21 protein-coding genes are annotated in these 23,858 nt (G+C 66.5%); 17 read left to right on the top strand and 4 right to left on the bottom strand.

The window, feature by feature from the left end:
• The first annotated feature begins 28 nt into the window (after positions 1-28).
• The 10 genes from AC1DP3_RS16545 (at position 29) to AC1DP3_RS16500 (ending at position 8,639) form a co-directional block, all read left to right on the top strand.
• Complete coding sequence (locus tag AC1DP3_RS16545) at positions 29-1,099, top strand: Gfo/Idh/MocA family oxidoreductase (protein ID WP_477295180.1); 1,071 nt, start codon at positions 29-31, stop codon at positions 1,097-1,099.
• Positions 1,096-1,896: a hypothetical protein gene (locus AC1DP3_RS16540; protein ID WP_477295178.1), complete on the top strand. Its 801-nt coding sequence runs from the start codon at positions 1,096-1,098 to the stop codon at positions 1,894-1,896. The genes AC1DP3_RS16545 and AC1DP3_RS16540 overlap by 4 nt, the downstream gene beginning before the upstream one ends.
• A gap of 108 nt (positions 1,897-2,004) precedes the next feature.
• The gene (locus AC1DP3_RS16535) at positions 2,005-3,318 is read left to right on the top strand and encodes an ABC transporter substrate-binding protein (protein ID WP_477295176.1); all 1,314 of its coding nucleotides are present in this window, start codon (positions 2,005-2,007) and stop codon (positions 3,316-3,318) included.
• A 27-nt stretch (positions 3,319-3,345) separates the two neighbouring features.
• Entirely contained in the window at positions 3,346-4,308 is a 963-nt protein-coding gene (locus tag AC1DP3_RS16530; RefSeq protein ID WP_477295174.1) for a carbohydrate ABC transporter permease, read from the top strand.
• Positions 4,305-5,219, top strand: a complete 915-nt coding sequence (locus AC1DP3_RS16525; RefSeq protein ID WP_477295172.1) for a carbohydrate ABC transporter permease — start codon at positions 4,305-4,307, stop codon at positions 5,217-5,219. The genes AC1DP3_RS16530 and AC1DP3_RS16525 overlap by 4 nt, the downstream gene beginning before the upstream one ends.
• A gap of 38 nt (positions 5,220-5,257) precedes the next feature.
• A complete protein-coding gene (tatA, locus tag AC1DP3_RS16520; RefSeq protein ID WP_477295170.1) occupies positions 5,258-5,512 on the top strand; it encodes a twin-arginine translocase TatA/TatE family subunit in 255 nt (84 codons plus the stop codon).
• A 6-nt stretch (positions 5,513-5,518) separates the two neighbouring features.
• Positions 5,519-6,331 (top strand): twin-arginine translocase subunit TatC, encoded by an 813-nt coding sequence (gene tatC / locus AC1DP3_RS16515; RefSeq protein ID WP_477295168.1) that lies wholly within the window; start codon positions 5,519-5,521, stop codon positions 6,329-6,331.
• Entirely contained in the window at positions 6,331-6,666 is a 336-nt protein-coding gene (locus AC1DP3_RS16510; RefSeq protein ID WP_477295166.1) for a twin-arginine translocase TatA/TatE family subunit, read from the top strand. The genes tatC and AC1DP3_RS16510 overlap by 1 nt, the downstream gene beginning before the upstream one ends.
• Before the next feature lie 24 nt (positions 6,667-6,690).
• Positions 6,691-7,518, top strand: a complete 828-nt coding sequence (locus AC1DP3_RS16505; protein WP_477295164.1) for a sugar phosphate isomerase/epimerase family protein — start codon at positions 6,691-6,693, stop codon at positions 7,516-7,518.
• Complete coding sequence (locus AC1DP3_RS16500) at positions 7,515-8,639, top strand: Gfo/Idh/MocA family protein (RefSeq protein WP_477295163.1); 1,125 nt, start codon at positions 7,515-7,517, stop codon at positions 8,637-8,639. The genes AC1DP3_RS16505 and AC1DP3_RS16500 overlap by 4 nt, the downstream gene beginning before the upstream one ends.
• Before the next feature lie 20 nt (positions 8,640-8,659).
• Here the strand turns inward: AC1DP3_RS16500 and AC1DP3_RS16495 are convergent, their stop codons facing one another.
• From AC1DP3_RS16495 to AC1DP3_RS16485, 3 genes are all read right to left on the bottom strand, one after another.
• Complete coding sequence (locus AC1DP3_RS16495; RefSeq protein ID WP_477295161.1) at positions 8,660-8,968, bottom strand: Dabb family protein; 309 nt, start codon at positions 8,966-8,968, stop codon at positions 8,660-8,662.
• Positions 8,969-9,705: 737 nt separating this feature from the next.
• The gene (locus AC1DP3_RS16490) at positions 9,706-10,638 is read right to left on the bottom strand and encodes a Gfo/Idh/MocA family protein (protein ID WP_477295190.1); all 933 of its coding nucleotides are present in this window, start codon (positions 10,636-10,638) and stop codon (positions 9,706-9,708) included.
• 65 nt (positions 10,639-10,703) lie between these two features.
• Positions 10,704-11,648, bottom strand: a complete 945-nt coding sequence (locus AC1DP3_RS16485) for a LacI family DNA-binding transcriptional regulator (protein WP_477295159.1) — start codon at positions 11,646-11,648, stop codon at positions 10,704-10,706.
• 167 nt (positions 11,649-11,815) lie between these two features.
• Between AC1DP3_RS16485 and AC1DP3_RS16480 the strand changes: the two genes are divergently transcribed.
• Genes AC1DP3_RS16480 through AC1DP3_RS16460 form a run of 5 tightly spaced genes read left to right on the top strand, consistent with a single transcriptional unit; the run spans position 11,816 to position 20,701 of the window.
• Positions 11,816-13,168: an MFS transporter gene (locus AC1DP3_RS16480; protein WP_477295157.1), complete on the top strand. Its 1,353-nt coding sequence runs from the start codon at positions 11,816-11,818 to the stop codon at positions 13,166-13,168.
• Positions 13,169-13,213: 45 nt separating this feature from the next.
• Positions 13,214-15,667 (top strand): glycoside hydrolase family 2 TIM barrel-domain containing protein, encoded by a 2,454-nt coding sequence (locus tag AC1DP3_RS16475; RefSeq protein ID WP_477295156.1) that lies wholly within the window; start codon positions 13,214-13,216, stop codon positions 15,665-15,667.
• Positions 15,667-17,160: a glycoside hydrolase family 43 protein gene (locus AC1DP3_RS16470; protein WP_477295154.1), complete on the top strand. Its 1,494-nt coding sequence runs from the start codon at positions 15,667-15,669 to the stop codon at positions 17,158-17,160. The genes AC1DP3_RS16475 and AC1DP3_RS16470 overlap by 1 nt, the downstream gene beginning before the upstream one ends.
• Positions 17,161-17,198: 38 nt before the next feature.
• Positions 17,199-19,469 carry a glycoside hydrolase family 3 N-terminal domain-containing protein gene (locus AC1DP3_RS16465; protein WP_477295152.1) on the top strand — a complete coding sequence of 757 codons (2,271 nt, stop codon included), beginning with the start codon at positions 17,199-17,201 and terminating at the stop codon, positions 19,467-19,469.
• Between the two features lie 44 nt (positions 19,470-19,513).
• A complete protein-coding gene (locus tag AC1DP3_RS16460; RefSeq protein WP_477295150.1) occupies positions 19,514-20,701 on the top strand; it encodes a family 1 glycosylhydrolase in 1,188 nt (395 codons plus the stop codon).
• 506 nt (positions 20,702-21,207) lie between these two features.
• Here the strand turns inward: AC1DP3_RS16460 and AC1DP3_RS16455 are convergent.
• On the bottom strand, positions 21,208-22,017 hold the full coding sequence (locus tag AC1DP3_RS16455) for an IclR family transcriptional regulator (protein ID WP_477295148.1): 810 nt from the start codon (positions 22,015-22,017) through the stop codon (positions 21,208-21,210).
• Positions 22,018-22,164: 147 nt separating this feature from the next.
• Between AC1DP3_RS16455 and AC1DP3_RS16450 the strand changes: the two genes are divergently transcribed.
• Both AC1DP3_RS16450 and AC1DP3_RS16445 read left to right on the top strand, forming a co-directional pair.
• On the top strand, positions 22,165-23,154 hold the full coding sequence (locus tag AC1DP3_RS16450; protein WP_477295146.1) for a PDR/VanB family oxidoreductase: 990 nt from the start codon (positions 22,165-22,167) through the stop codon (positions 23,152-23,154).
• 9 nt (positions 23,155-23,163) lie between these two features.
• On the top strand, positions 23,164-23,858 hold a 695-nt coding region (locus tag AC1DP3_RS16445; protein WP_477295144.1), incomplete at its 3' end, for a cytochrome P450 family protein.

Below are 23,858 nucleotides of genomic sequence, written 5' to 3'. Positions count from 1 at the left end.
GGTCATTTTTAACCTCAAAGGAGAGACGATGTCGATGTCCGGTGACCGCGATAGCGCCGCTCGGCTGCGCGTGGGCATTCTCGGTGCGGGTCCCGTGACCCAAGCCATCCACCTGCCCACGCTCGCGCGCCTGAGCGACGACTTCGAGGTGCGTGTCGTCATGGACGTCGATGCCGCAACCGCAGAGGCTGTCGCCCGCCGAGCTGGCGCGGCGCATACGACACGAGCGGAAGATGTGTTCGCTGACGCGAGTGTCGACGTGATCGTCATCTGCAGCCCTTCGCAGTTCCACGCGGCGCAGGTCATCGCCGCGTGCCGAGCCGGCGTGAAGGCGATTCTCTGTGAGAAGCCGTTTGCGATGACCGCTGAGGAAGCGAACGAGATCGCGGAGGTCTCCGCGGAGACGGGCGTGCCGATCATCGTCGGCGCGATGCACACATTCGATCCGGCCTGGCTGGCAGCTGAGGCGGAATGGCGGGCACTCATCGAGACATCCCACACCATCCGTTCCTCGGTGGTCATTCCACCCAATTCACTGTTCGAGGATCTGGCCACGGACATCGTCGCGCGCCAGTCGCCTGCGCCATCCGACGAGACCGATCCGGAGGCGGCGGTCCGCATCGTCACCGGCGGCATCATGGGGCTCGCAATTCACGACCTGCCTCTGATCCGTCGGTTCCTGCCCTCGTTCGTGGACCTGGATGTGCTGCGAGCTGAAGTCGCGCCTCCCTGGGGCTACGTCATCTCGGGAACCGCATCCGGCAAGGTCGTCCACCTGCAGGCGGGCGTCACGGACGGATGGGGGCCGGAGTGGACCCTCGAGGTCATCAGCGAGGAACAGTCGATGCATGTCACCTTCACTCCCTCGTACGTGCAGGGAGGGTCGGCGGTCGCCACCCTTCATTCGCACACGGACAGCCGGTCGTTCGGTCCGTTCGCCATCAACGGGTACGAAGCAGAGTGGATGGCGCTTGCCCTCGTCGCACGCGGTGAGGAAGCTCCGCCGGCGGTGGTGGAGCTCATCGACGACCTCCGGTTCGCCATCGCCCTCGCCGACCAATCATCGAGTCGGATCCGCAACGCAAAGGCTGTCGCATGAACGTGATCACAATTGCCGCCGATGCAGAGGCGCGCGTCACCGGCGCTCTCACCTGGGTGGCGGCATCCCTGCCCGCGAAGCTCCACCTGGTGGAGGACCACGCCGACGTGCGCGCAGTCAACGGCACGGCCGGCTGGGTGGAACGGGCAGACCAGGCATTGCGTGAGGGCGCGCACGGGGTCGTGGTGATCGCCCCCGAGGCGGAGGGGATCGAGGCTCTGCGCAACACCGCGGCGGAACGAAACGTCTTCGTGATCCTCGACCAACGCTGGCGATCGAACACTGCCGTAATCCAGGCCCGCGACGCGGTCAGCACGCTCGACACTCCGATCTCGTTTGCCGAGATCGCCGTGCACGTGCCCGCGGCCGAAGAAATCGAACGGGCCACTCACGAATCGGTCCAGATCGCGCACCACCTCCTCGGCTCGGTGGAGAATCTCCGAGTCCTCCACCGCCAACCGCGCACAGTACTGCTGAGCGGCACCGTGGAGGGCGGCGCACCACTGACCATCACCATCGCTGTCGGCCCCGCAATCGGCGGTCCGCTCCGCGCCCGGGTCGTCACACTCTCCGGGGGAGTTCACCTGTGCGTGCCCGACCCCGGCGCGGCGGCACCCGGCATCGTCACCATCGTCAATGCCGACGCGTCCAGCACGCTGCCTGCCCGCTGGGAGTCTGCACACCGCACCTCATGGCTGCGCGTGATCGCCGCCGTCGAAGGGAGCGAGCATCCGAACGATCTCCGGGAGTTCGACMAGGCGAGCYAATCGCTCTTCAGCCGAGCACCCCTCTCCTAGCGAGCCCTCGACCAGCCAACTCAACGCCCGTACCCATTCCACTCGTCCCAAACCCGACACCCAGCACACCACAGAGAGCCGACCGCGAGGTCGGATAGGAGTCCAATGATGAACACCTCAACACCAGCCACGTTCTCCCGCCGCGGCTTCCTCGGAATCGCAGCCGCTGCGGCGGCCGTTCCGCTGCTCGCGGCATGCACTCCTGGCGGAGGCGGCGCGGCCGCTACCGGTGGCAGCGGCGGTACCTTGAAATTCTGGGACATGCCCTGGGGCCCGCAGTCCTATGCCGACCAAGCGAAGGCCGTCGTCACCGGMTACACGCCCGCCAGCGGACTGCCGAAGGCCAGCTACCAGCAGATTCAGTGGAACAACTTCTACCAGACCTTCTCTTCGGCGATCGCCTCGAAGACGGGACCGGCGGTGAGCAGCGGCGCCGGCTTMCAGGCGTTCCAGTTCGCCGAGCAGGGGGCGATCGCGTACGCCGATGACCTGATCGACTCGCTGCGCAAGAGCGGCAAGCTCGACGACTTCCTGCCCGGAACGGTGGAGTCGATGAAGACACCGGATGGCTACGCCGCTGTCCCGTGGCAGGCGGACTACCGTGTGCTCTGGTACCGGAAGTCGCTCCTCGAGCAGGCGGGYGTGGAGGCGCCGACGGACTGGGCCTCTTACATCGACGTTTCCAAGGCGCTCGCGAAGAACGGCGTATACGGATTCGGCATCGGTGCCGGCGCGGGCAACAGTGTCGGCTCTCAGGTCCTGCTCTCGCTGATGATCAACAACGGCGGTGGACTGTTCGACAAGGACCAGAACMCCGACGCCGTCACCGACGCCAACATCGCCGCGATGGACTTCGTGAAGGAGCTGATCGCCCTGGGCGCCGTCGACCCGGGTGCACCGAGCTACACCGCCGACAACGTCTTCGAGCAGTGGACGAGCAAAAAGGTCGGCATGGGCTGGCACACCGCCGGCCTGCAGCACACCCTCAAGGACGACGACATCGTCGTCGCGTCGCCGGTGACCGGATACAACGGTGACACCGGGACCCTCGGGTATGTGAACAACCTGATGATGTACACCAACACGCCCAGTCAGGAGGGTTCGGAGGCGTTCCTCAGTTCCTACCTGGCCGACATGAAGGTCTACTGGGACAAGAAGTTGATCGAGTCGCTGCCGGTGCTGCGGTCGATCGTGGATTCCGACGCGTTCCAGTCGGACACCGAGTGGGTCAAGATCATCGACGAGTGGCAGCCCGTGGGCAAGCCGCTGTCCTGGCAGGCCGAAACGCTCTTCGCCGACCTGGCCGCAGTCGACGGCGGTCAGGGACTCCAGCAGTTCACGCAGACCATCCTGGGCGGCCAGACCGATTCCAAGACGGCGCTCGAGGCCCTGCAAACCGACTTGGAGTCGGCCACGTCGTAGTAGCGGCACCACCCAGGGAGCAACAGCATGACCACTTCACAGGATGCCGCGACACGGCTGCAACGAGCGAGATCCGGCGTCGGCATCGGCGGTTCGGGAAGGCCCGGACGCAGCCGCAATGCCATCGCCGCGCAGACGCGACGGACCTATTCGACGCTCATCATTCCGTCCGTCGTACTCCTCCTACTGATCAACGCATATCCATTCGTCGTCGCCGCCTACCAGTCGGTTCACGACGGGTCGCTGATCGCGGGCGGCACGTACGTAGGCCTGGACAACTACGTCGCCGTCCTCACCTCGGAGTCGTTCTGGAAGGCAACCCGGTTCACGCTCATCTTCACGATCGTGGGCGTCTTCGGATCATGGGCGCTGGGTCTCGCGTTCGCGTTGCTGCTGCGGACGCGCATTCCCGGTAACGGCCTGTTCAAGGTCTTGCTGTTGCTCCCCTGGGTGGTACCCGTCGTTGTGTCKGCGACGGCTTGGAACTGGCTGGTCGCCACCCCGCAAAGCCCGGTCCCGCGTCTGCTCGGACTGTTCGGCATCGAGAACGTGCTCTTCCTCGCCAACCCGACCCTCGCTGCCATCACGGTGTGCGTCTTCAAGGTGTGGATCAGCTTCCCGTTCATGATGATGATGACCGCAGCCTCGCTCGCGGCGGTGGACCCCACCGTCTACGAGGCATCCCAGATGGACGGCGCCAGCAAGTGGMAGCAGTTCCGGATGATCACCCTTCCCCTGATTGCTCGGTCCACCTACATCAGCTGGATCCTCATGACGATCTTCTGTGTCAACGACTTCCCGACCATCTATCTCCTCACCGGGGGCGGTCCGGTCGACGCCACCACAACCCTGACCGTCCTTGCGTATCGGACGGTGTTCCAGGACTTCCAGCTCGGACCCGGCGTGGCGATCGCCTTCCTCATGACCCTCGCACTCGTCGTGGTTTCCGTCGTGCTGTACCGCCAGATCCGAAAGTCGAGCGTCGAATGAGCACTATCCTGCACAGCTCCCTCGAGGGGGACGAGCCGCGGTCCGTGACCCGCTCGATCACGACCCGCACCCGGGGTGAGAAAAGCAAGCCTCCCGTGAGCGAGCAGGAGAAGCGCGGCCAGTGGGGAAGATTCGCCCTCATCACCGTGCTCACCGCGATCGTGCTGATTCCGGTGTTCTCCGTAGTGCTGCTCGCGCTCACGCCCAGCGCCGCGAGCGGCGAGTCGGGGCTGACGCTGGACAACATCATCTACGTGCTGACGGAGACCCTCACCCCCACATGGCTGGCGAACAGCCTGTGGGTCGCCTTGGCGACCGTCTTGGTGTCCGTGATCGTGGCGGCGCCGGCGGGCTACGTCCTGTCCCGGGGTCGCAGTCGGCTGGTGTCCGGATACGCGCTGCTGCTGTTCGTCATCCAGTCGCTGCCGGTCATCACCGCTGTCATCCCGTTGTTCATCCTGTTCGCGAACCTCGGCCTCGTCGACAGCTTGACCGGACTGACGATCGTGTACGTCGGAGCCAGCATGTCCGTGGCGACCTGGATGATGGCCGCCTACATGGACAGCATCCCCGTCTCGCTCGAGGAAGCCGCGTGGATCGACGGGGCATCCGTCTTCGGAAGCTTCACGCGAATCGTGCTGCGCAACAGCCTCCCCGGAATCCTGTCCACCGCGATCTTCACCTTCCTGCTGTCCTGGAACGACTACCTGGTGGCGGTCGTGTTCCTGCGGACCGAAACCAGCTACACCATGCCGGTCGGTCTGCAGTCCTTCTTCCAGCAGAACGTCACGGACTGGGGAGCCGTCATGGCGGTCGCCGTGATCATGCTGCTTCCACCGGTGATCGTGTTCGCCGTCCTCAACCGCTACTTCAGCGTCGGTGGCATCGGCGGCTCGCTCGCCGGTCGCTGACCCCCGCACCTCACCACCCACTAACAAAGGAGTTATCCATGTTCGCCAACATGTCTGGCTGGCACCTGCTCATCATCCTCGCCGTCGTCCTTCTGCTGTTCGGCGCCACCCGATTGCCCGCCCTCTCGCGGAGCGTCGGGCAGTCTGTCCGCATCTTCCGCTCGGAGACCAAGAACCTGAGCGACGAGAACGACAGCACGCCAGCTGCAGCCGACCTGGTCGCTTCCGCGCCAGGGCGGGCGGAGCTCGCGGACACTCCGCCGGCACCGCGCGCTCCCCACGCCGGGGTGTGAATTCTGATGTCGCGACAGGTGCGAGCCGGTCGAGACCCACAGGGGGTCATGAGTCTGGGTGGCCACCTGATCGAGTTGAAGAAGCGGCTCACCGTCACCGCGCTCGCACTGCTGGCGGGAATGGTCGCCGGGTTCGCGCTCTCCGGATGGTTGCTCGACGCGGTACAGGCCTTCATCAAAGCCATTGAAGGCGAGCAAGGTCGGATGGCGCTGCTGAACTTCGGTGAGGTCACGGCAGCATTCGATCTCCGGATGCAGCTGGCCTTCACGGTCGGGGTCGTTCTGTCCTCACCAGTGTGGCTCTACCAACTGTGGGCCTTCATCGTTCCGGCACTGACGCGGCGGGAGAAGGGCTACGCTCTCGGTTTCGTCGGCGCCGCCGTGCCGCTCTTCGCGGCGGGATGCGCAGCAGGCTGGCTGGTGCTGCCGCACATGATCGCGCTGCTCGTCGGGTTCGCACCCAGCAACTCGAGTTCGATCCTGAACGCGCGCAGCTATGTGGATTTCATCCTGCGCCTGATGCTTATCGTCGGTATCGCGTTCGTCCTCCCGCTGCTGCTGGTCCTGCTCAATGTCGTCGGCGTGATGAGMGCGACCGCCATCGTCGGATCCTGGCGGTACGTGATTCTCGCCATCACCATCTTCACGGCGATCGCCACGCCCGCCGCGGACGTGCTGTCGATGTTCCTCCTCGCCGTGCCGATGGTGCTCCTCTACTTCGCCGCTGCCGGCTTCGCGTGGGTCAATGACAAGCGACGAGCAAGGGCAGTCGCGGCGCTGGAACCGCAGGCGTTGGCGCTCACCGGAAGGGCGTCCTGATGCTCGGACTTGACCCGACAAAGGTGATGCTCCTCGCCATCCTGGCCGCGTTTCTGCTGGGGCCTTCACGGATGACCGCGGCTGCAGGCTGGCTGGGGGCGACTGTTCGGGATATTCGCGMCTTCACGGAGGCTGCCAAGCAGCGCGCGCGCGACGAGATCGGCCAAGAGTTCGACGAGATCCCGTGGAAAGCCCTGGATCCGCGACAGTACGACCCCAAKAGGATCATCGCCGACGCGATGCTGGCTCCGCCCCTGGAGCCCCGCAAGATAGATCCGCCCGAGAACCCAACCCGGGACGCACCCGCGCCCGACCTCAACGCACCCACCTCCTGACCCCGACACTCGAAAGAGGAACCGATGGCTCTGCCGCTCGCCTCGGTCCAGCTCTACACGCTGGCCGCCGAATTCTCCGCCGACCCGAGCGGCTCGCTCGACAAGCTGGCCGCCCTCGGGCTGCAGAACGTTGAAGCGTTCGACTTCGTGCGCCGACCGCAGGAGATTCGGGCGGCGTTGGATGCTGCGGGTCTGGCATCGCCCACAGGTCACGCGCCCCTCCTCTCCGACGAGCTGTGGACGCCCGACGGATCCATTCCCACTCCCGCTCCAGAGGTGGTATTCGAGGCCGCAGCGACAGTAGGTATCACGACCGTCATCGACCCCTTCGTCGCCGTGGACCGGTGGCAGACCAAAGACGGTGTCGCCGATATCGCGGAGCGGCTGAACCGTGTCGCTGAGGTCGCCGCAGGGTTCGGCCTGCGCGTCGGCTACCACAACCACGCACAGGAGTTCTTCGCCACGCTCGACGGGCACACCGCGTTCGAGCGGTTCGTCGCCTTGACCGATGAAAGCGTGGAGATCGAGCTGGACCTGTTCTGGGCCCTCGCAGGCGGGCAGGATGTCCCGCAGCTGGTAGCCCGGCTGGGATCACGGCTCGTCGCCGTGCACGTAAAGGACGGGATGGTGCCGCCGAGTAACCCGTTCGCGCCGGATGCGCCGGCATTCGCGTCCGACTCGCTCGATCAGCGGCACGCCGGCGAGGGGGATGTTCCCCTGGCCGATTCGCTGCGGGCCGGTGCCGGTGCCATCCGCTACGCCGTCATCGAGTACGACAACCCACCCGGTGATGTCTTCGAGGATGTGGCCGCGAGCCTGGCCTTCCTTCGCGACGGCGGCTTCGTCCGATGAGCGCCGTCGGCGTCGGGCTGATCGGTAGTGGTGTCATCAGCGACACCTACCTGGAGAACCTCGGCTCCTTCCCGGATGTCGAAGTCATGATCGTCGGCGACTTGAACCCCGACMGGGCTCGCGCCCAGGCCGAGAAGCACGGCGTGCCGAGGTGGGGGAGCGCTGACGATGTGCTGGCCCACCCTGAGGTGCAGGTCGTCGTGAACCTGACCATTCCGGCGGTGCACGTGGAGGTGTCCGCGGCGGCGATCGCGGCGGGGAAGCACGTGTGGACGGAGAAGCCGATCGGCCTCGAACGAGACGGCGTCGATGCGCTGCTGAGGAGCGCGGATGCCGCGGGACTCAGAGTCGGTTCCGCTCCGGACACGGTCCTCGGCCCCGGGTTCCAGACGGCAAAGCGCGCGATCGACAGTGGTGTGATCGGTGCACCCCTGTTCGCGCACACCTCGTTCCAGACGCAGGGCCCTGACCTGTGGCATCCCAGCCCGCAGTTCCTGTTCTCCCGCGGCGCGGGTCCCCTGCTCGACATGGGGCCTTACTACTTCACGGCACTGGTCAGTCTGTTCGGCTCGGTGGACCGCGTCGCGGCCGGCGGAATGAAGCCGCAGGCCGAACGCGAGATACGCACCGGACCCAGCGCCGGCACCCGGTTCCCGGTCGACGTTCCTACCACAGTCCAGGTGCTCACCGTGTTCGAGGGAGGTCAGCAGGCGCACAGTCTGCTGAGCTTCGACTCGGCACTGGAGCGGCACGGAGTGGTGGAGATCCACGGCACGGAGGGCTCGATCGTGATGCCCGACCCGAACAGGTTCACGGGCCGCTCCGCATACGTGAAGCCGCTCACAGAAGTCCGCGACGGAGAAGATTTCGAGCAGCCGCAGATCGAGATCCCGGAGAAGGGGGTAGTCGTCGGCCGCGGCCTCGGGCTGCTGGAGATGGTACGCGCCATCGCCCAGGACCGGCCTCATATCGCCTCCGGAGAGCTGGGACGACACGTCCTCGACGTCATGCTGTCAGCGGAAGAGTCCGCCGACAGCGGTCAGTTCGTGACCGTCGAGAGCTCCGTTGATCGCGTGCCCGCACTGCCCGAGGACTTCGATCCCTTCGCTCGGACACTCTGAGCCACGTCACTCCGGCGCGATCACGCGTCCACGTCGAAGACGATGACCTGTTCTGCGAATCGAGAAATCAGCTCTCCGACGGGTTGGTGCGCCGGGTTCGGTAGGTAGTCGTCTCGAGCTGAACTGCTGGCAAAGCTGACGACGAGCGCCCACTCGAACCCGCCCGCAAGTCCCTCGGGGCTCGTGTTCGGTCCGCAATGAACGGCCAGGACGCCGGGGACCGTGTCGGGGAATGCGCTCGCCAGTTTGGTCAGCTCTTCCAGGGAGGCGAGGCCGACATCCGGCTTCCAGCGGACGAGCACAACGTGGACAACGGATGGCGTGGTCATCGTGCCACAATGCCCTAACCGATCCTTGGGTGTGGTGTTAGGCCGTAACGCAGAAGGTGGGGTGCCGTGCCGGCACCGTCATTGGCATTATGGGAACCAGTGGCGTCTAATGAATGCCATCCAGATCGCCCACGCTGCGCTTTCACTGCGTAAGAATCGCGTAAGCCTAAGCGCCCGCGAACACCTCTGAACGTCCGCGAGCCATGCCGCGAACCCAGTCGTATCAACGAAGCAGCACTGAACGCTCACCATCATCCACGTAGAGCCCGGGTTCAAATCCCTCCGTCTCCGCACTTTGAGTGAGTTTCCCAGACGTTCAATGAGGTTGGTGGACGTTMACGTGGTTTCGCGGACCGGCCTCGGCTATTTCGATCTCCGCATGCTTTGACCATCTGCTCTACGCCGCTCCGATCCGTGGATCAGAGTGCCCATCTGCGTAAGGTTTGCGTAAAGAAGACCGAGGGAGATCATCCCTCGGTCTTGGCGACGGTTCCTACCAGGTGCAGTCCCGGCACCAGTGAAAACGGCAGACGCAGGAAATCCGCTGGCGGAGGAGGATGCACTCGGCGCAGGATGCGTTGCTAACCGCGCTCAGATGCTGTTTTCGGCAGCGACACTGCCGAGCCGAGGCGAAGGTGGGTTGCGGATGTCGCTCGGATGTCTCCCCGGTCGGCGCCGATAAGCCCGAAGGCGGGTTCGAAGCTCCCCACGGAAGGGATCGCTAGCGCCGCCGGTGCTCACGCGTTTCGCGGGCTCATCCCCGCGGCGCTGTAGATCTCGTCGAGGGTGCGCATCTGGTGAACAGCGGCCGCGGGAGTGGTTTCCACCGCGACCGTTCCGCGCACCGCGTCGCGGAACGCCTCGAGTTGATAGGAGTAGGTCGAGCGCTTTTCGGTGCGCTCACTTCGGCGGCCGTGAGCGGCCTTGACGGTGATGCGAGTCCCCATCTGGGGGTGGTACGGGAATGAGACGCGCATGGCGCCGCCGTCCCCCCACACCGTCAGCCCCATGGAGATGAGGCTGCGTGACCAGATGGACGACACGATCTGCCCGGTCATGCCGCTGCCCCACCGCAGGGTTGCCTCCATCCGCCGATCGATCTCGCCTCGTGGCCAGGCTCGCGCATCCGTGATCTCGGGTGCGATGCCGAAGAGCTCAGTGAGTGCGCGGACCGGGTAATACCCCACGTCGAGCAGGCCGCCGCCACCTAGGTCCGGATTCCAACGGATGTCGCGGCCGGGAGCGATCGGGACGCAGAACGCGGCGCGCGCGGATCGCACCTGGCCGATCTCACCTGAGGCGATGATCTCTCGTAGCCGCCCGTACAGCGGGTGGAAGTGGGAGTGGTATGCCTCCATGACGACTCGGTCCGACGCAGAGGTAGCTTCGGCGACCCTCTGTGCGGCGGCGGTGTTGCTGGTGAACGGCTTTTCACAGAGCACATGCTTGCCGGCTTGCACGGCGGCGATCGTCCACTCGGCGTGAAGCGCAGCGGGAAGCGGGACGTAGACAGCGTCGATGTCGGGATCGGCGAGCAGCGCTTCGTATGACTGGTGAATGCGATAGATGCCGTTTGTCGCGGCGTAGGCGGAAGCGCGAGCAGGATCACGGGCCGCGATCGCGGTCACCTCGAGTCCCGGCATCTGGTGAGACGGCGTCAGCAGTGCCACCTTCACGATGCGGGCCGCGCCGAGTACGCCGATGCGGACGGGTGCGAATGCACTCACTCCGGTGCTCAGGCCGAGTCGCCGGGTATCACCCGGAGGTCGATGTCGGCTATCGGGGGCAGGTCCGACTGGCCGAGCGCACCGAGAGCCGCTGCAACAGTCATGTGGGCGACCGCCGTCAGGTCGTAACCCACCGTGGTGAGGCGGGGATTCGTCACGCGCGAAAGCGGTGTGTGATCCATCCCGATGAGGCCGAGATCCTCGGGGACCCGCCATCCGCGAAGGCCGGCTGCGGTGAGGAGTGTGATGGCGATGTCGTCGTTGTAACAGGCAACGCCGTAACCCGGCTCGAGAAGATCGAGTGCGATCCCTGCGTCGTCGAGATCGATCCCAAGGCCGATCACGGCTGGTGCGGGAAGCCCTGCGGCGGAGCATACGTTCGCGACCGCGACCTCGCGATCCGTGCCATAAGGGTCTTGTCGATTGTCGCGAAGGTGGGCGAATGCCAGACGTCGGTACCCGCGACTGACCAGGTGCTCCGCCTGGATGCGGCCGATGTCGTAGTTGAGGTCGCCGCCCTCTGCGGTGTCGAAGCCGGGGATGTCACGCTCAGCGAGGACGGCTCGTTCGGCGTCCGTGAATGGCTGGAGAGACAGGACGGCGCGGGGCTTCATCCCAGCCAGGATGCGGTCCAGAGAAGAGGGCGACTGCGTTGACAGTCGAAGCACGAGCGTTAGGCCCTTCTGGGCCAGGAGGTCGGTCGCGGCGTCGAAGATGTCCTGCRGGTTCCCACCGAACGTGGTGTTCGGTACCAAGGCGATCACGAAGTCGCTGGTGCCGGAGCGGAGCATTCGACCGGCGGTGGACGGCTCGTAGCCCAGCTCCTTGGCGGCATGCAGAACACGTTCGGCTGTCTCGGCAGCGAACCGGTCCGCGTGACCGTTGAGTACCTGGCTAACCGTGGCGCGGGACAAGCCCGCGTGCCGAGCCACATCTGCGCTTGTCGCCGCCATATCGTCCTCTTCGTCCGGGTGTAGCCATTCTAGCCATTATCTCGTGACAAATTCGACTTGACACGTGATAATTGCCCGTGATGTACTGGCGTTATCACGTGGTAACAAGGCGCCACAATCCATCACCACACTGGCCGGGCTTCTCGGCCGATGACAAAGGAGTCCTCATGTCGGATAACCCGAGCGCAGCCGCTGCACCGGGCGCCGCTACTTCCCCCGCGCAGCAGGCCCTCGCGGCAGACACTCAAKCCGAGAACACCGCCACGGGCACGCTTCGAACCCCTGTGTCCAAGAAGTGGATCACGCTTCTGCTGTTGGGCATGTTCGGTGCCTATGTGGCCCTGGTCGCACCCATCGGGCTCTCCCTCTCCCTCCGGGTCCAGGAACTCGCTCCGGCGAACGTCGAGGTGCTCGGGTACATCATCGGCATCGCAGCGATCATCACGACGGTCACCGGCCCGCTGGTGGGCACGTGGAGTGACCGGACCCGGTCGAGGCTGGGGCGTCGACGTCAATTCGCGCTGGGCGGCGCGATCGTCGGCTTCCTCGGCCTCGCCGTCATCGCCGGCGCCGGTACCATCCCCATCCTTCTCGTCGGGTGGATCATCACCTCGGTGGGCTGGAGCAGCTCCATGAACTCGCTCATCCAGTCGCAGGCGGACCGGCTCCCGGAGGCGCAGTACGGGCGCGTCGCCGGCCTGAGCGGGTTCGTTCAGATGGTCGCACCGGTCGTCGGGGTGGGCCTGGCGAGTGCGTTCATCGGGAACAACTACCTCGTCTTCCTGGTGCCCGGCGCCGTCGGCGTAGTCGCGCTGCTGTGCTGGTTCCTCTTCGTGCCGGAGCGAGACACGCGCGACACGGTGTTCGCTGAGCCCCTCAGCGCCGGCAAAGTTCTCCGCGGGATGGTGTTCAACCCGCGCCGCTACCCCGACTTCGCGTGGAACTGGCTGGCCCGCCTGATGTTCATGACCGGTGTCACCTTCACCACCACCTTCACGACACTCTTCTTCGCCTCACGACTGAGCCCAGACGGCCAAGTCGCCGACATCGGGGGAATCATCCTGATCCTCTCAATGGTTGGCCTCGTGGTCACCGGTGTCGGCGCACTGCTGGGCGGGTTCCTCTCGGACAGACTCGGCCGTCGGAAGATCTTCGTGCTGGCATCGGGCATCGTCTACACCGTGGGTGCGATCACATTGGCCATCGGTGGAAGCAACTTCGCGGTGCTCCTCATCGGCTCCTCGCTCACCGGCGTCGCGCTGGGCGTGTTCTCGGCTGTCGACCAGGCGCTGGTCCTCAACGTGCTTCCCGAGAAGGACACTGATGCCGGCCGCTTCCTCGGCATCAACGGCTACTCGACATCCATCGCACAGGCCCTGGCACCGCTGCTTGCCGCCCCACTCATCATCATCGGCGTCACGGGCACGGACAAGAACTACGGCCTTCTGTTCATCATCGCCTCCGTGCTCACCGTCGTCGCCGGCATCCTCGTGCAGTGGAAGGTGAAGAGCGTCCGCTAGCCAGCGCCCTGACCATCGCCCGAAGCCTTTCGACGGAGCAGACCGATGACTACGACACTGTTCACTGACCAGTGGACCTTCCACCGGGAGGGTGAGCCGGGCGGAACCCCGGTGCGCTTGCCGCACGACGCGATGATCGGCGAAGCCCGATCCGCCGACGGTGCGACCGGCAACCACGGCGGCTTCTTCCCCGGCGGCGCCTATCGCTACCGCAAGGCGTGGACAGCTCCCGACGACGCGAACGAACGGGCGTACTCCCTGCGGTTCGAGGGCGTGTCCGGAATCACCCGGATCAGGGTCGACGACAGGGAAGTCGTCCGCAACGACAGCCCGTACCGCGAGTTCACCGCATCGCTTGCCGGCATCGCAGCAGGCAACACCGCGGTGATCGAAGTGGACGTCGACAACCGAGCTGCGCCGAACAGTCGCTGGTACACCGGTTCGGGCATCTACCGGCCCGTCTGGCTCGAGGCGGCCGGCGCGCTGCGAATCGCCCAGGACGGGCTCCGGATCGTGACCAGAAGCATCAGCACCGGGCCCGCTCGCACAGACGCGACTGTTCAGGTGACAGTCCACGTCGACGGTCCCGTCCCTTCCCAAGCCACGCTCATCGTCGAATTCGAGGATGACGGCCAGCCCGTGGCGCGCCGGAAGGCGCAGGTGACGGATGCCCTGACCATGATCTCGGTTCCGATCGACGCGGCGAAGCTGTGGTCGGCCGAGCGGCCGCACCTCTACGAGGTGCGCGTTCGGCTCGTCATCGACGAGGACACGGTGGACGAGCGGCTGATCCGCACCGGTCTGCGCACTGTCGAGGTGGACGCGCAGGACGGGCTCCGCATCAACGGCGAACCGGTGCTGCTGCGCGGCACTGCGGTGCACCACGACAACGGACCGCTCGGCGCCGCCACATTCGCCGCCGCCGAGCGGCGCCGTGCCCTGCTGCTCAAGGAGGCTGGTTACAACGCGATCCGCAGCGCCCATAACCCGCTCTCACGGGCGTTCCTCGACGCATGCGACGAGCTGGGGCTGTACGTCATGGATGAGCTGACGGATGTCTGGTTCCGGCCGAAGACTCCACACGACGGCGCCGAGCGGTTCCTTGTCCAGTGGAGGGATGACGCAGCCTCAATGATCGCGAATGACCGCAATCGGCCATCGGTGATCATCTACTCGATCGGCAACGAGATCGCAGAGTCCGCCACCGCTCCCGGCGTGGAACTCGCGCAGCAGATCCACGCGTTCTTCGCCGAGGCCGATCCGACACGCCCCACCACGATCGCCGTCAACCCGCTGCTGGCCATGATGGCCGCGCGCGGCCAGACGTCCGAGAACGGTGCGGACGCCCCGCCGGAACGCCGGCCCGCGACCAGCACCCTCGCGAACCAGATGACGGCGAAGATGGGCCGGCTCATGGTGCTGGCGTCGAAACTGCCCGCGGCAGACAAAGCCACCAAAGATGTCTTCGCCGCCGTCGACATCGCCGGATACAACTACGGCTACGCCTCCTATGCCGGCGCTCGGCGCCGGTACCCGGACCGTGTAATCGTCGGCACCGAGTCGATGCCCGGCGACCTGCCCGCGATCTGGAAGCGCGTCACCTCCGTCCCGGGAGTGATCGGCGATTTCAGTTGGACCGGCTGGGACTACCTCGGCGAAGTGGGACTGGGCTACTGGAGCTACGGAGCCGAGACCGGCGGCATCGCCAAGCCCTACCCCGGCATCCTGGCCGGATGCGGCGTCTTCGACATCACYGGGGCGCCTGGCGCTGCGCTGCTCCTCGCTCAGGCCGTGTGGGCCATCACCCCGCGGCCGGGCATCGCGGTGCGCCCGCTCGATAAGACCGGACAGCGCGCCAACAAGACTCCCTGGCTGTCGTCCGATGCGCTGCCCAGCTGGTCATGGCGTGGACATGCCGGCCTTGCCGAGATCGAGGTCTACTCCGCCGACGATCAGGTGGAGTTGCTGCTGAACGGACGTTCACTCGGCCGTCGTGCATGCGGCCCACGCAAGGGTTACGTCGCCTGCTTCCGCGCCCAGTACGAACCCGGCGAGCTCACCGCGATCGCCTACCGCGACGGCCGCGAAACCGGCCGCAGCACTCTGAGGTCTGCCGGTGCACCACGACTGCGACTGCGCGCCGAGACCGACGAACTGCGCGGCCCCGACGACCTCGCGTACGTCTGGCTCGAACTCGCCGACGAAGACGGCATCGTCGACATCGGCTCGGACGATCGGATCGCGGTGAGTGTCACCGGCTCGGGCACGCTCGCGGCCCTCGGCAGCGCCGCACCCGCGACGACAGACCGCTTCGTCGACGAAGAGATGGCCACCCACCGCGGCCGGGCGATCGCCATCATCCGGGGCGGCGCTCAAGCCGGACCGGTCGCCATCCACGCGACATCGACCCGCCACGGGGAAGCATCCCTCACGCTGCAGGTCACTGCCCGCACCGATCTGCCCGCGATCAGCCTCGCCACACCCGGAATGGAGTCATGATGACCGCATCCGAGCCGATCCTGGCCGGGTTCTATCCCGATCCGTCGATCTGCCGCGTCGACGACACGTACTACCTGGTGAGCTCGAGCTTCGAGTACCTGCCCGGCATCCCGATCCATACCAGCAGCGACCTCGTGACCTGGTCCCTCGTCGGCAACGCCCTCACCCGCGAAAGCCAGATCGCCGAGCACGGCGGCTACCCGAGCGCTGGCATCTTCGCCCCCACGATCCGCCACCACAACGGCCGGTTCTGGATCATCGGCACCAATGTCAACGACATCCCGCTCGGCCGTGGCCACTTCTTCATCCACGCCGAAGACCCGGCAGGACCGTGGTCGGACCCCGTCCACCTCGCCGGTGCGATCGGCATCGACCCCGACATCGCCTGGGACGACGACAACACCGCGCACGTGACCTGGTGCTCCCTCAACCCCGAGCAGCCCGGCATCCAATCCGCCCCCGTCGACACCGCCACCGGAGCGTTCCTCGCAGCGCCGCGGCAGCTGTGGCAAGGGACCGGGCTTGCCTTTCCTGAGGGCCCGCACCTGTACCGCATCGGCGACTGGTGGTACCTGCTGCTCGCCGAGGGTGGCACCGAGCGCGGTCATGCCGCAACGATCGCCCGGGCGCGCTCCCTCGACGGGCCCTTTGAAGCGGCGCCGGACAACCCCTTCCTCAGCCACCGGAGCCTCGCGCACCCGATCCAGAACACCGGCCACGCGGACCTGATCGAACTCGCCGACGGAAGCTGGGCCGCTGTGCATCTCGGCGTCCGCCCGCGCGGACAGACTCCCGGCTTCCACGTGAACGGGCGCGAGAGCTTCCTCGTCGGCATCGACTGGATCGACGGCTGGCCCGTCGTCGACGAGACCCGGTTCTCGGTCCCCCCGGTCGACCGCGCCTTCGACGACCGCTTCGACAGCCCTGAACTCCACCCGCGCTGGCTCGGCGTCGGACGATTCCCGGCATCCTTCACCCGCCCCGCACCCGCGGGCGGGCTGATCATCGATGCGGATGCCGGCGAAGGCCGCGCCCTGCTCGCCGCGAGGGCGACCGACATCGCGTGGACCGCGTCAGCCACGTTCACCGCCGAAGCAGCGACCGGGCGCTTCCTGCTGCGCATCGACGATCGCAACTGGTACGGGCTCACCTACGACGGCACCACCGTCGAGGCGACGCTCGCGATCGGTCCCATTGAACACAGTGTCGGCCGCCACCACGTCCCCACCGAGATCGTCCCCACACTCCGGATCAGCGCAAAGGCCGCTCCGGTCCTGCCGCACGGCGTCTCACTCGAACCCGACCTCATCGAGCTCGCGGTCATCATCGACGACGCCGAGCACATCTTCGGCGCGTTCGACGGCCGATACCTATCCACCGAGGTCACCGGCGGCTTCACCGGCCGGGTCTTCGGCGTCCAGGCGCTGACCGGCCAGATTCAGATCCGCGAAATCGACTACGCGCCCACCGCCGAATCACCATCGAGCAACTGAGCGACATCCGCGATGCAACCCCCAACTCTGAGGAACCCATGACCATCCCGCTCTACCGTGATGCCACGGCCCCAACCGAAGATCGCATCAGCGACCTGCTCTCACAGATGACCCTCGCCGAGAAAGCCGGGCAGCTCACCCAGTACTTCTACTTCGGCGCGCTGGAACTGCCGGAAGGGTTGGACATCGAATCCCTGCCGCCGGAGCACCGCGCATTCCTCGAGCAGCCGAAGATGGTCGAGGCGGCGGCAGGCGACGGGCTCGTCGGCTCAGCTCTGTTCGTCACCGACCCGGCCACGATCAACCGTCTGCAGCGCATCGCGGTCGAGAACACCCGCCTCGGCATCCCGCTGCTGTTCGGCTTCGATGTGGTCCACGGGCTCCGGACGATCTTTCCCGTTCCGGTGGGCCTCGCCGCCAGCTGGGACGTGGGCCTCGTGGAAGCCGCGCAGGCTGTGGCCGCGCGGGAGGGCCGCGCGGCCGGCATCCACTGGACTTTCGCCCCCATGATCGACATCGCCCGCGACCCGCGATGGGGTCGCATCGTCGAGGGCGCCGGAGAGGATCCCGTTCTCGGCGCTGCGGTGGCGGCAGCGCAGGTCCGGGGCTTCCAGGGCGACCTGGGCTCCGACCGGATCCTCGCCGGTCCCAAGCACCTCGCCGGCTACGGCGCGGCCCGCGGCGGCCGCGACTACGACGATGCCGAGATCTCGGACGCGGAACTGTGGAACGTGTACCTCCCGCCGTTCCAGGCAGCGATCGACGCCGGCGCCGTCAACGTGATGAGCGCGTACATGGACCTCAACGGTGTCCCGGCGTCCGCCAACCGGTGGCTGCTGACCAACGTGCTCCGCGAACAGATGGGCTTCGAGGGGTTCGTCGTCTCGGACGCCAACGCCGTCCGCTCGCTCGAGACCCAGCACTTCGCCGCAGACCACACGGATGCCGCGGCACGCGCCGTCACGGCGGGGCTCGACATGGAAATGGCGATGTCCGACGCGGCATTTGCGAACCTCCCTGCTGCGGTCGCCGCGGGCTTGGTGAGCGAGGGCGCCATCGATGTCGCCGTGCGTCGCGTGCTCGAGGCCAAGTTCCGGCTCGGGCTATTCGAGAACCCTTTCGTCGACGAGAACGCCACCGCCTCCGTCCTGGGCGCGACGGCCCACCGCGAACTCGCCCGCACCGCCGCGGAGCGCTCGATCGTGCTGCTCAAGAACGCTGACCGTGCGCTCCCGCTCGACCCAGGGGCGCTCGGCTCGGTCGCAGTGATCGGACAGCTCGCCGACAGCAAGCGCGACCAGCTCGGCCCGTGGGTGTTCGACCACGACACCGCCGAGACCGTCACGATCCTCGACGGGCTGCGATCCCGCCTCCCAGCCGTGACCGTCACCCATGCGCCGGGCGCTGGTATCACGGAACGGGTGTTCCCGTCCGAGTTCGACCGCGCCGACCCCACGGTGACCGCGACTCCCGCCGACTGGGATGACGAGGCGGAGATCTCGCGGGCCGCCGAGCTCGCGGCATCCGCCGACGTCGCCATCGTCGTGGTGGGACAGCGACAGAACCAGGCGGGCGAGAAAGCCTCCACCGCCACACTCGACCTCCCCGGCCGCCAGCTCGAGCAGCTGCAGCGCATCACCGCCACCGGCACCCCGGTCGTGCTCGTCGTCATGTCGGGCAGGCCGCTCGACATGCGCTGGGCGGACGAGCACGTCCCCGCCATCGTGCAGGCCTGGTATCCCGGTACACGGGGCGGAGATGCGGTCGCGGCCGTGCTTGTCGGCGACGTGTCGCCGGCCGGCCGGCTTCCCTTCACGTGGCCGCGTCACGCCGGTCAGGTTCCCCTTGTGTACGCGCACCTGCGGACGTTCCAACCGGAAGGTCAGGGCTCCCGCTACTTCGAAGAGGAAAGCACCCCGCTGTACCCGTTCGGGCATGGCCTGTCCTACGCCGCCTTCGACTACCGCGACCTGCACCTCGACCGCGACGAGATCGTCGTCGGTGGGACGGCATCCGTATCGCTGACGGTTCGGAACACCTCGAACCGAACGGCAGACGAGGTGGTGCAGCTGTACATCCACCAGCGCCACGGCACGTCATCGCGACCCGTGCGGGAGCTCAAGGGCTTCCAGCGGATCACGCTTACGGCGGGGGAGCAGCGCACCCTCACGTTCCCGCTCGGCCCCGAGCAGCTCCGCTACTGGAGCGCCGCCACCCGTGGCATGGTGCAGGACGCGACGACCGTCGACATCTGGGTCGGCGGCGACTCGAATGCCGCGCTCAGCACGACGCTCCGCATCCACAACTGACGCCCGCGACGTCGCTCGCCCGAAGAGACACCGGAGGACTACCGATGACCAACCCATTCCTGTGGGGAGCGGCGACCGCGCCGCACCAGATCGAGGGCAACAACGTCAACAGCGACTGGTGGGTGTACGAGCAGCGGATGCCGCACTTCGGCCCCAGCGGCGACGCCGTCGACAGCTACCACCGCTACGAAGAGGACATGCGCCTCCTGGCCGATGCGGGGCTGACCGCGTACCGGTTCGGGATCGAGTGGGCGCGCGTCGAACCCCTGCCCGGAGCATTCTCGCTGGTCGAGCTCGCGCACTACCGACGGATGATCGACACCGCGCTAAGTTTGGGCCTGACCCCGGTGGTGACTCTCCACCACTTCTCGAGTCCACGCTGGTTCATCGAAGAGGGCGGATGGCTCGGCGACACCGCTATCGACAGATTCACCGCGTACGTGACGCGGGTGTGCGGCATCCTCCAGGACCTCCAATGGGTGTGCACCATCAACGAACCGAACATGTTCGCATTCATGATGCTCATGGCGGGGGCGATCAACGCCGATGCGGTGCCCGAGATGGACACCCCGACGATGCAGGAGGGCGGCTTCGTCCTGCCCCTCCCCACGCCCGCCGCCACACAGCGCCTCATCGAGGCGCACCACGCCGCTCGCGCGATCGTGCGCGAGCGTACCAGCGCAGCGGTCGGGTGGACGATCGCCAACCTCGCCCTCTACGCCGCCGCTCCCGAGAACGAGCAGCGTCTGCAGACCGAGCGGTACGCGCGCGAGGATGTGTTCCTCGAGGCGGCACGCGGCGACGACTTCGTTGGGGTGCAGGCCTACTCCACACAGGCCGTCGACGACAACGGACTCGTCCCGAACCCACAGAGCCCCGACAACACCCTCGTGGGCACGCCCTACCGCCCGGACGCGCTCGGCATCGCCGTCCGCCACGCCTGGGAGGTCACCGGAGGCGTCCCGATCCTGGTCACCGAGAACGGCATCGCCACCGCCGACGACGCCCGCCGGATCGCGTACACCTCTGAGGMACTCCGCCACCTCTTCGACGCCATTGACGACGGGATCGACGTCCGCGGGTACCTGCACTGGAGCGCTCTGGACAACTTCGAGTGGGGCCACTGGGAGCCGACGTTCGGACTGATCGCCGTCGACCGCAGCACATTCGCTCGGACGCCGAAGCCGAGTCTTGCCTGGCTCGGCGACGTCGCCAGGCGCGGCCGACCCTAGGTGCGATTGACGCTCGAACGCGTCAAGATGAATACGGCCCACGACACGCTCGACCGCGGACCCCGTCCAGGAATTTGACAGGGCCGAGTCGCTGATGGGATAAGCGCGGTGCGTAAGAATCGCGTAATCCTGAGCATGCGCGAACACCTCTGAATCTCCACGAACCCCAGCGCGAACCCACTCAAATCAACGAATACGCCCCTGACCGCCCGTGACCGACCGTGTAAAGGCGGGGTTCAAATCCCTCCGTCTCCGCCAAATAAATGCCTGGTCATCGGGCTATATCTTCCCCACGAAGAGTCCCATTTGCGTAGAGGGATCTGCGCAACGCTTCTTACGCAAGTCATGCTTTGCGGCGCCCGGCACCCTGTGATTTCGCGGATCTGCACGGGGGAGACCGAGGGAATCTCGCCTCCGTGGCTGGTGAGCTCCCGTCCTTCGGAACGGCGGCGAACCATCGCTGCGTGCACCGAAGAATCCCGCCTCTCAAGGGCGTGGTGACCCCGCTATTCGCCAAGCTGCTCACGGTGCCGCAACTGGGTCATGTAGTCCCATGACCTCGCGCTCACGCCGGGCTGGCGCTCTCGCGTTGACGGGTTCGCCGAATAGGCGTCTCGAAGACCCCGCTCGATTCCCTTGGCCGCGATGGCGAGGACTTCGACAATCGGCAGTGGCGAGCTCCCGTCGTTCGGAACCACGGCACCCAGCGCCGCGTACACCGAAGAGTCCGGACCTCTCACCGGGACGGCGACCCCGCGGGACTCCTCGTGGATGTGACCATTGCTCACCGCGTATCCGTCGATGCGGGCGCGGTGCAGCGCAGCCTCGAGTTGCGCAAGGGTGCGGATCGTGTGCGGAGTGTATGCGCGAAGTCCCGCTGCTACGACGCTGTCGAGCGTGGCGCGGGGTGCGTGCGCGAGAAGAACGAGACCGCTCGATGATGCATACAAGGGGAGCCGTCCGCCGATCAGGACGGTGTTGACAACGCCGTCGGGATGCGACAGGCGGTCGATGAACAGCACGTCCGTTTCGGCGAGGACCCCGAGCTGGGTGTGCTGGCGGATGCGCATGTGCGCAGCCGCAAGCCATGAACGGGCGACTTCGCGGAGTCCGGGTGCTCCGGGCGTGTGGGCTGCGAGTTCCCAGAGCCGGAGGCCGAGGCGATACGTGCGGTCCGGCATCCGCTCCACAAGCCCCTCCCGTTCCAGGTCGCTGAGAAGGCGGTGCAGTGTGGACGGCGTCATCCCAGTGGCACGGGCGAGCTCGCTGAGGGCCAGAAAAGGCTGCAGCGAGGTGAACGCGCTGAGAATGCGCATGTGTCGGTGAAGAGTGGACTCGCCAGCAGACCTCCGTGCCAAAGCATTCCCTTTCGCATCATGCGAATATGACAGCTCACTGTACTGCGGCTTGCCTAACGTGAGATTGCGATCGCAGGGGATCGCGTGGACGGCAGGGAGGCCGTGATGACCAGGACGCCACTCGCTCCGACCACCGGGGTGGCCTCGCCCCCAACCCACGCACGCGGAGTCGTGGAGGTCGTGGGCAAACGCCGTCTCGCCGAGGGCGTGGTCGAGTTCACGCTTGCCCGCCCCGACGGGTCGCGCGTCCCGGATTGGGCGCCCGGCGCGCACATCGACGTTGTTCTCCCGGACGGGGCGATGCGGCAGTATTCGCTCTGCGGCGACCGCTGGGATGCATTCACCTACCGGATCGCGGTGCAGCGCGAGCCGGAGGGGCGCGGCGGGTCCGCCGCACTGCACGACGAAGTGAACGAAGGGGACATCCTCGGCTTCGGGGGTCCGCGCAACAACTTCCGATTGGCTCCCGCCGCGAGTTACCTGTTCGTGGCGGGTGGCATCGGCATCACTCCGATACTGCCGATGATCCGGCAAGCGGAGATGCTCGACGTCCCCTGGCGTCTGCTGTACCTGGGGCGCTCTCGCGATCGGCTTGCGTATCTGAGCGAGCTCGACCCGCACGGCGACCGCGTGCATCTTCAGTTCGCGGACGAGATGGGGCGCGCCGATCTGAGTGCTTGGCGCCCGGAAGACCCGTCGACCCGCATCTACGCGTGCGGACCGTCGCGACTCCTCGATGAAGTCGAGACCTGGGCAGCCAGCGGTCCCGGACTTCCTCCCACCGCCGAGCGATTCAGCGCGTCGGCGGCAGCACTCGCGGGACCGTCGATGCCCTTTCAGGTGCATGCTGCGCGATCCGGCGTCACCGCAACCGTCGCTCCTGGGGAATCGATCATCGCAGCCCTTCGACGCAACGGTGTCGACATCCTCAGCTCGTGCGCTCAAGGCGTCTGCGGCACCTGCGAGACCGCCGTGCTCGAAGGCGCCCCGGATCATCGCGACACTCTCCTGGATGATCAGGAACGCGCCGGGGGCAAATGCATCTTCCCCTGCGTCTCGCGGTGTGTCGGAGACCGAATCGTGCTGGACCTGTAAGGAGAACACATGACCCTCGTGAACACGGCGGAAGTACCGCACAGCGACATCGACCCGTTCTCGGCGGACTTCCTCGCCGATCCGCTTCCGCAGCAGGAAGCGCTGCGGGAACTCGGTCCGGTCGTCTACCTGGACGCCTACGAGGTCTTCGCCGTCGCCCGATATGCCGAGGTCCACCAGGCGCTGACGGACTGGCAGTCACTGCAGTCCGGTGCGGGCGCCGGACTGGCCAATTTCCGGCATGAGAAGCCTTGGCGTCCCCCCAGYCTGCTGCTGGAAGCGGACCCTCCGCGGCACGACGCCCCACGCGCTGTCCTCAGCGCACTGCTCTCTGCTCGACGACTGCGGGTCCTGGAGGAGCAGTGGCGCACGGATGCCGTCGCCGTCGTTGAGGATCTCCTCCAAGGAGGGCCCGAATTCGATGGCGTGACCGATCTCGCTGAGGTCTTCCCATTGCGCGTCTTTCCGGACGCAGTCGGCATCGGGAAGAGCGGACGGGAGCACCTGCTGCCCTACGGCGACTTCGCCTTCAACGCCTTCGGCCCACAGAACGACCTCCTCCAGCGCGCTGGGGAGGGGATCGCACCGACCATCGCCTGGATCGGCGAGCAGTGCAAGCGCGAGAACCTRGACGATCGCGGCTTCGGTTGCCTGGATCGGCGAGCAGTGCAAGCGCGAGAACCTAGACGATCGCGGCTTCGGTT

The sequence above is a fragment of the Microbacterium sp. P5_B6 genome (assembly GCF_056400345.1).
This window is presented reverse-complemented; position numbering and strand designations above follow the sequence as displayed.

Bases quoted from the DNA above. Each gene is read 5' to 3' on its own strand.
- AC1DP3_RS16545 (WP_477295180.1), top strand. From the start codon at position 29: ATGTCGATGTCCGGTGACCGCGATAGCGCCGCTCGGCTGCGCGTGGGC.
- AC1DP3_RS16525 (WP_477295172.1), top strand. From the start codon at position 4,305: ATGAGCACTATCCTGCACAGCTCCCTCGAGGGGGACGAGCCGCGGTCC.
- tatA (WP_477295170.1), top strand. From the start codon at position 5,258: ATGTTCGCCAACATGTCTGGCTGGCACCTGCTCATCATCCTCGCCGTC.
- AC1DP3_RS16505 (WP_477295164.1), top strand. From the start codon at position 6,691: ATGGCTCTGCCGCTCGCCTCGGTCCAGCTCTACACGCTGGCCGCCGAA.
- AC1DP3_RS16495 (WP_477295161.1), bottom strand. From the start codon at position 8,968: ATGACCACGCCATCCGTTGTCCACGTTGTGCTCGTCCGCTGGAAGCCG.
- AC1DP3_RS16470 (WP_477295154.1), top strand. From the start codon at position 15,667: ATGACCGCATCCGAGCCGATCCTGGCCGGGTTCTATCCCGATCCGTCG.
- AC1DP3_RS16465 (WP_477295152.1), top strand. From the start codon at position 17,199: ATGACCATCCCGCTCTACCGTGATGCCACGGCCCCAACCGAAGATCGC.
- AC1DP3_RS16455 (WP_477295148.1), bottom strand. From the start codon at position 22,017: ATGCGCATTCTCAGCGCGTTCACCTCGCTGCAGCCTTTTCTGGCCCTC.
- AC1DP3_RS16450 (WP_477295146.1), top strand. From the start codon at position 22,165: ATGACCAGGACGCCACTCGCTCCGACCACCGGGGTGGCCTCGCCCCCA.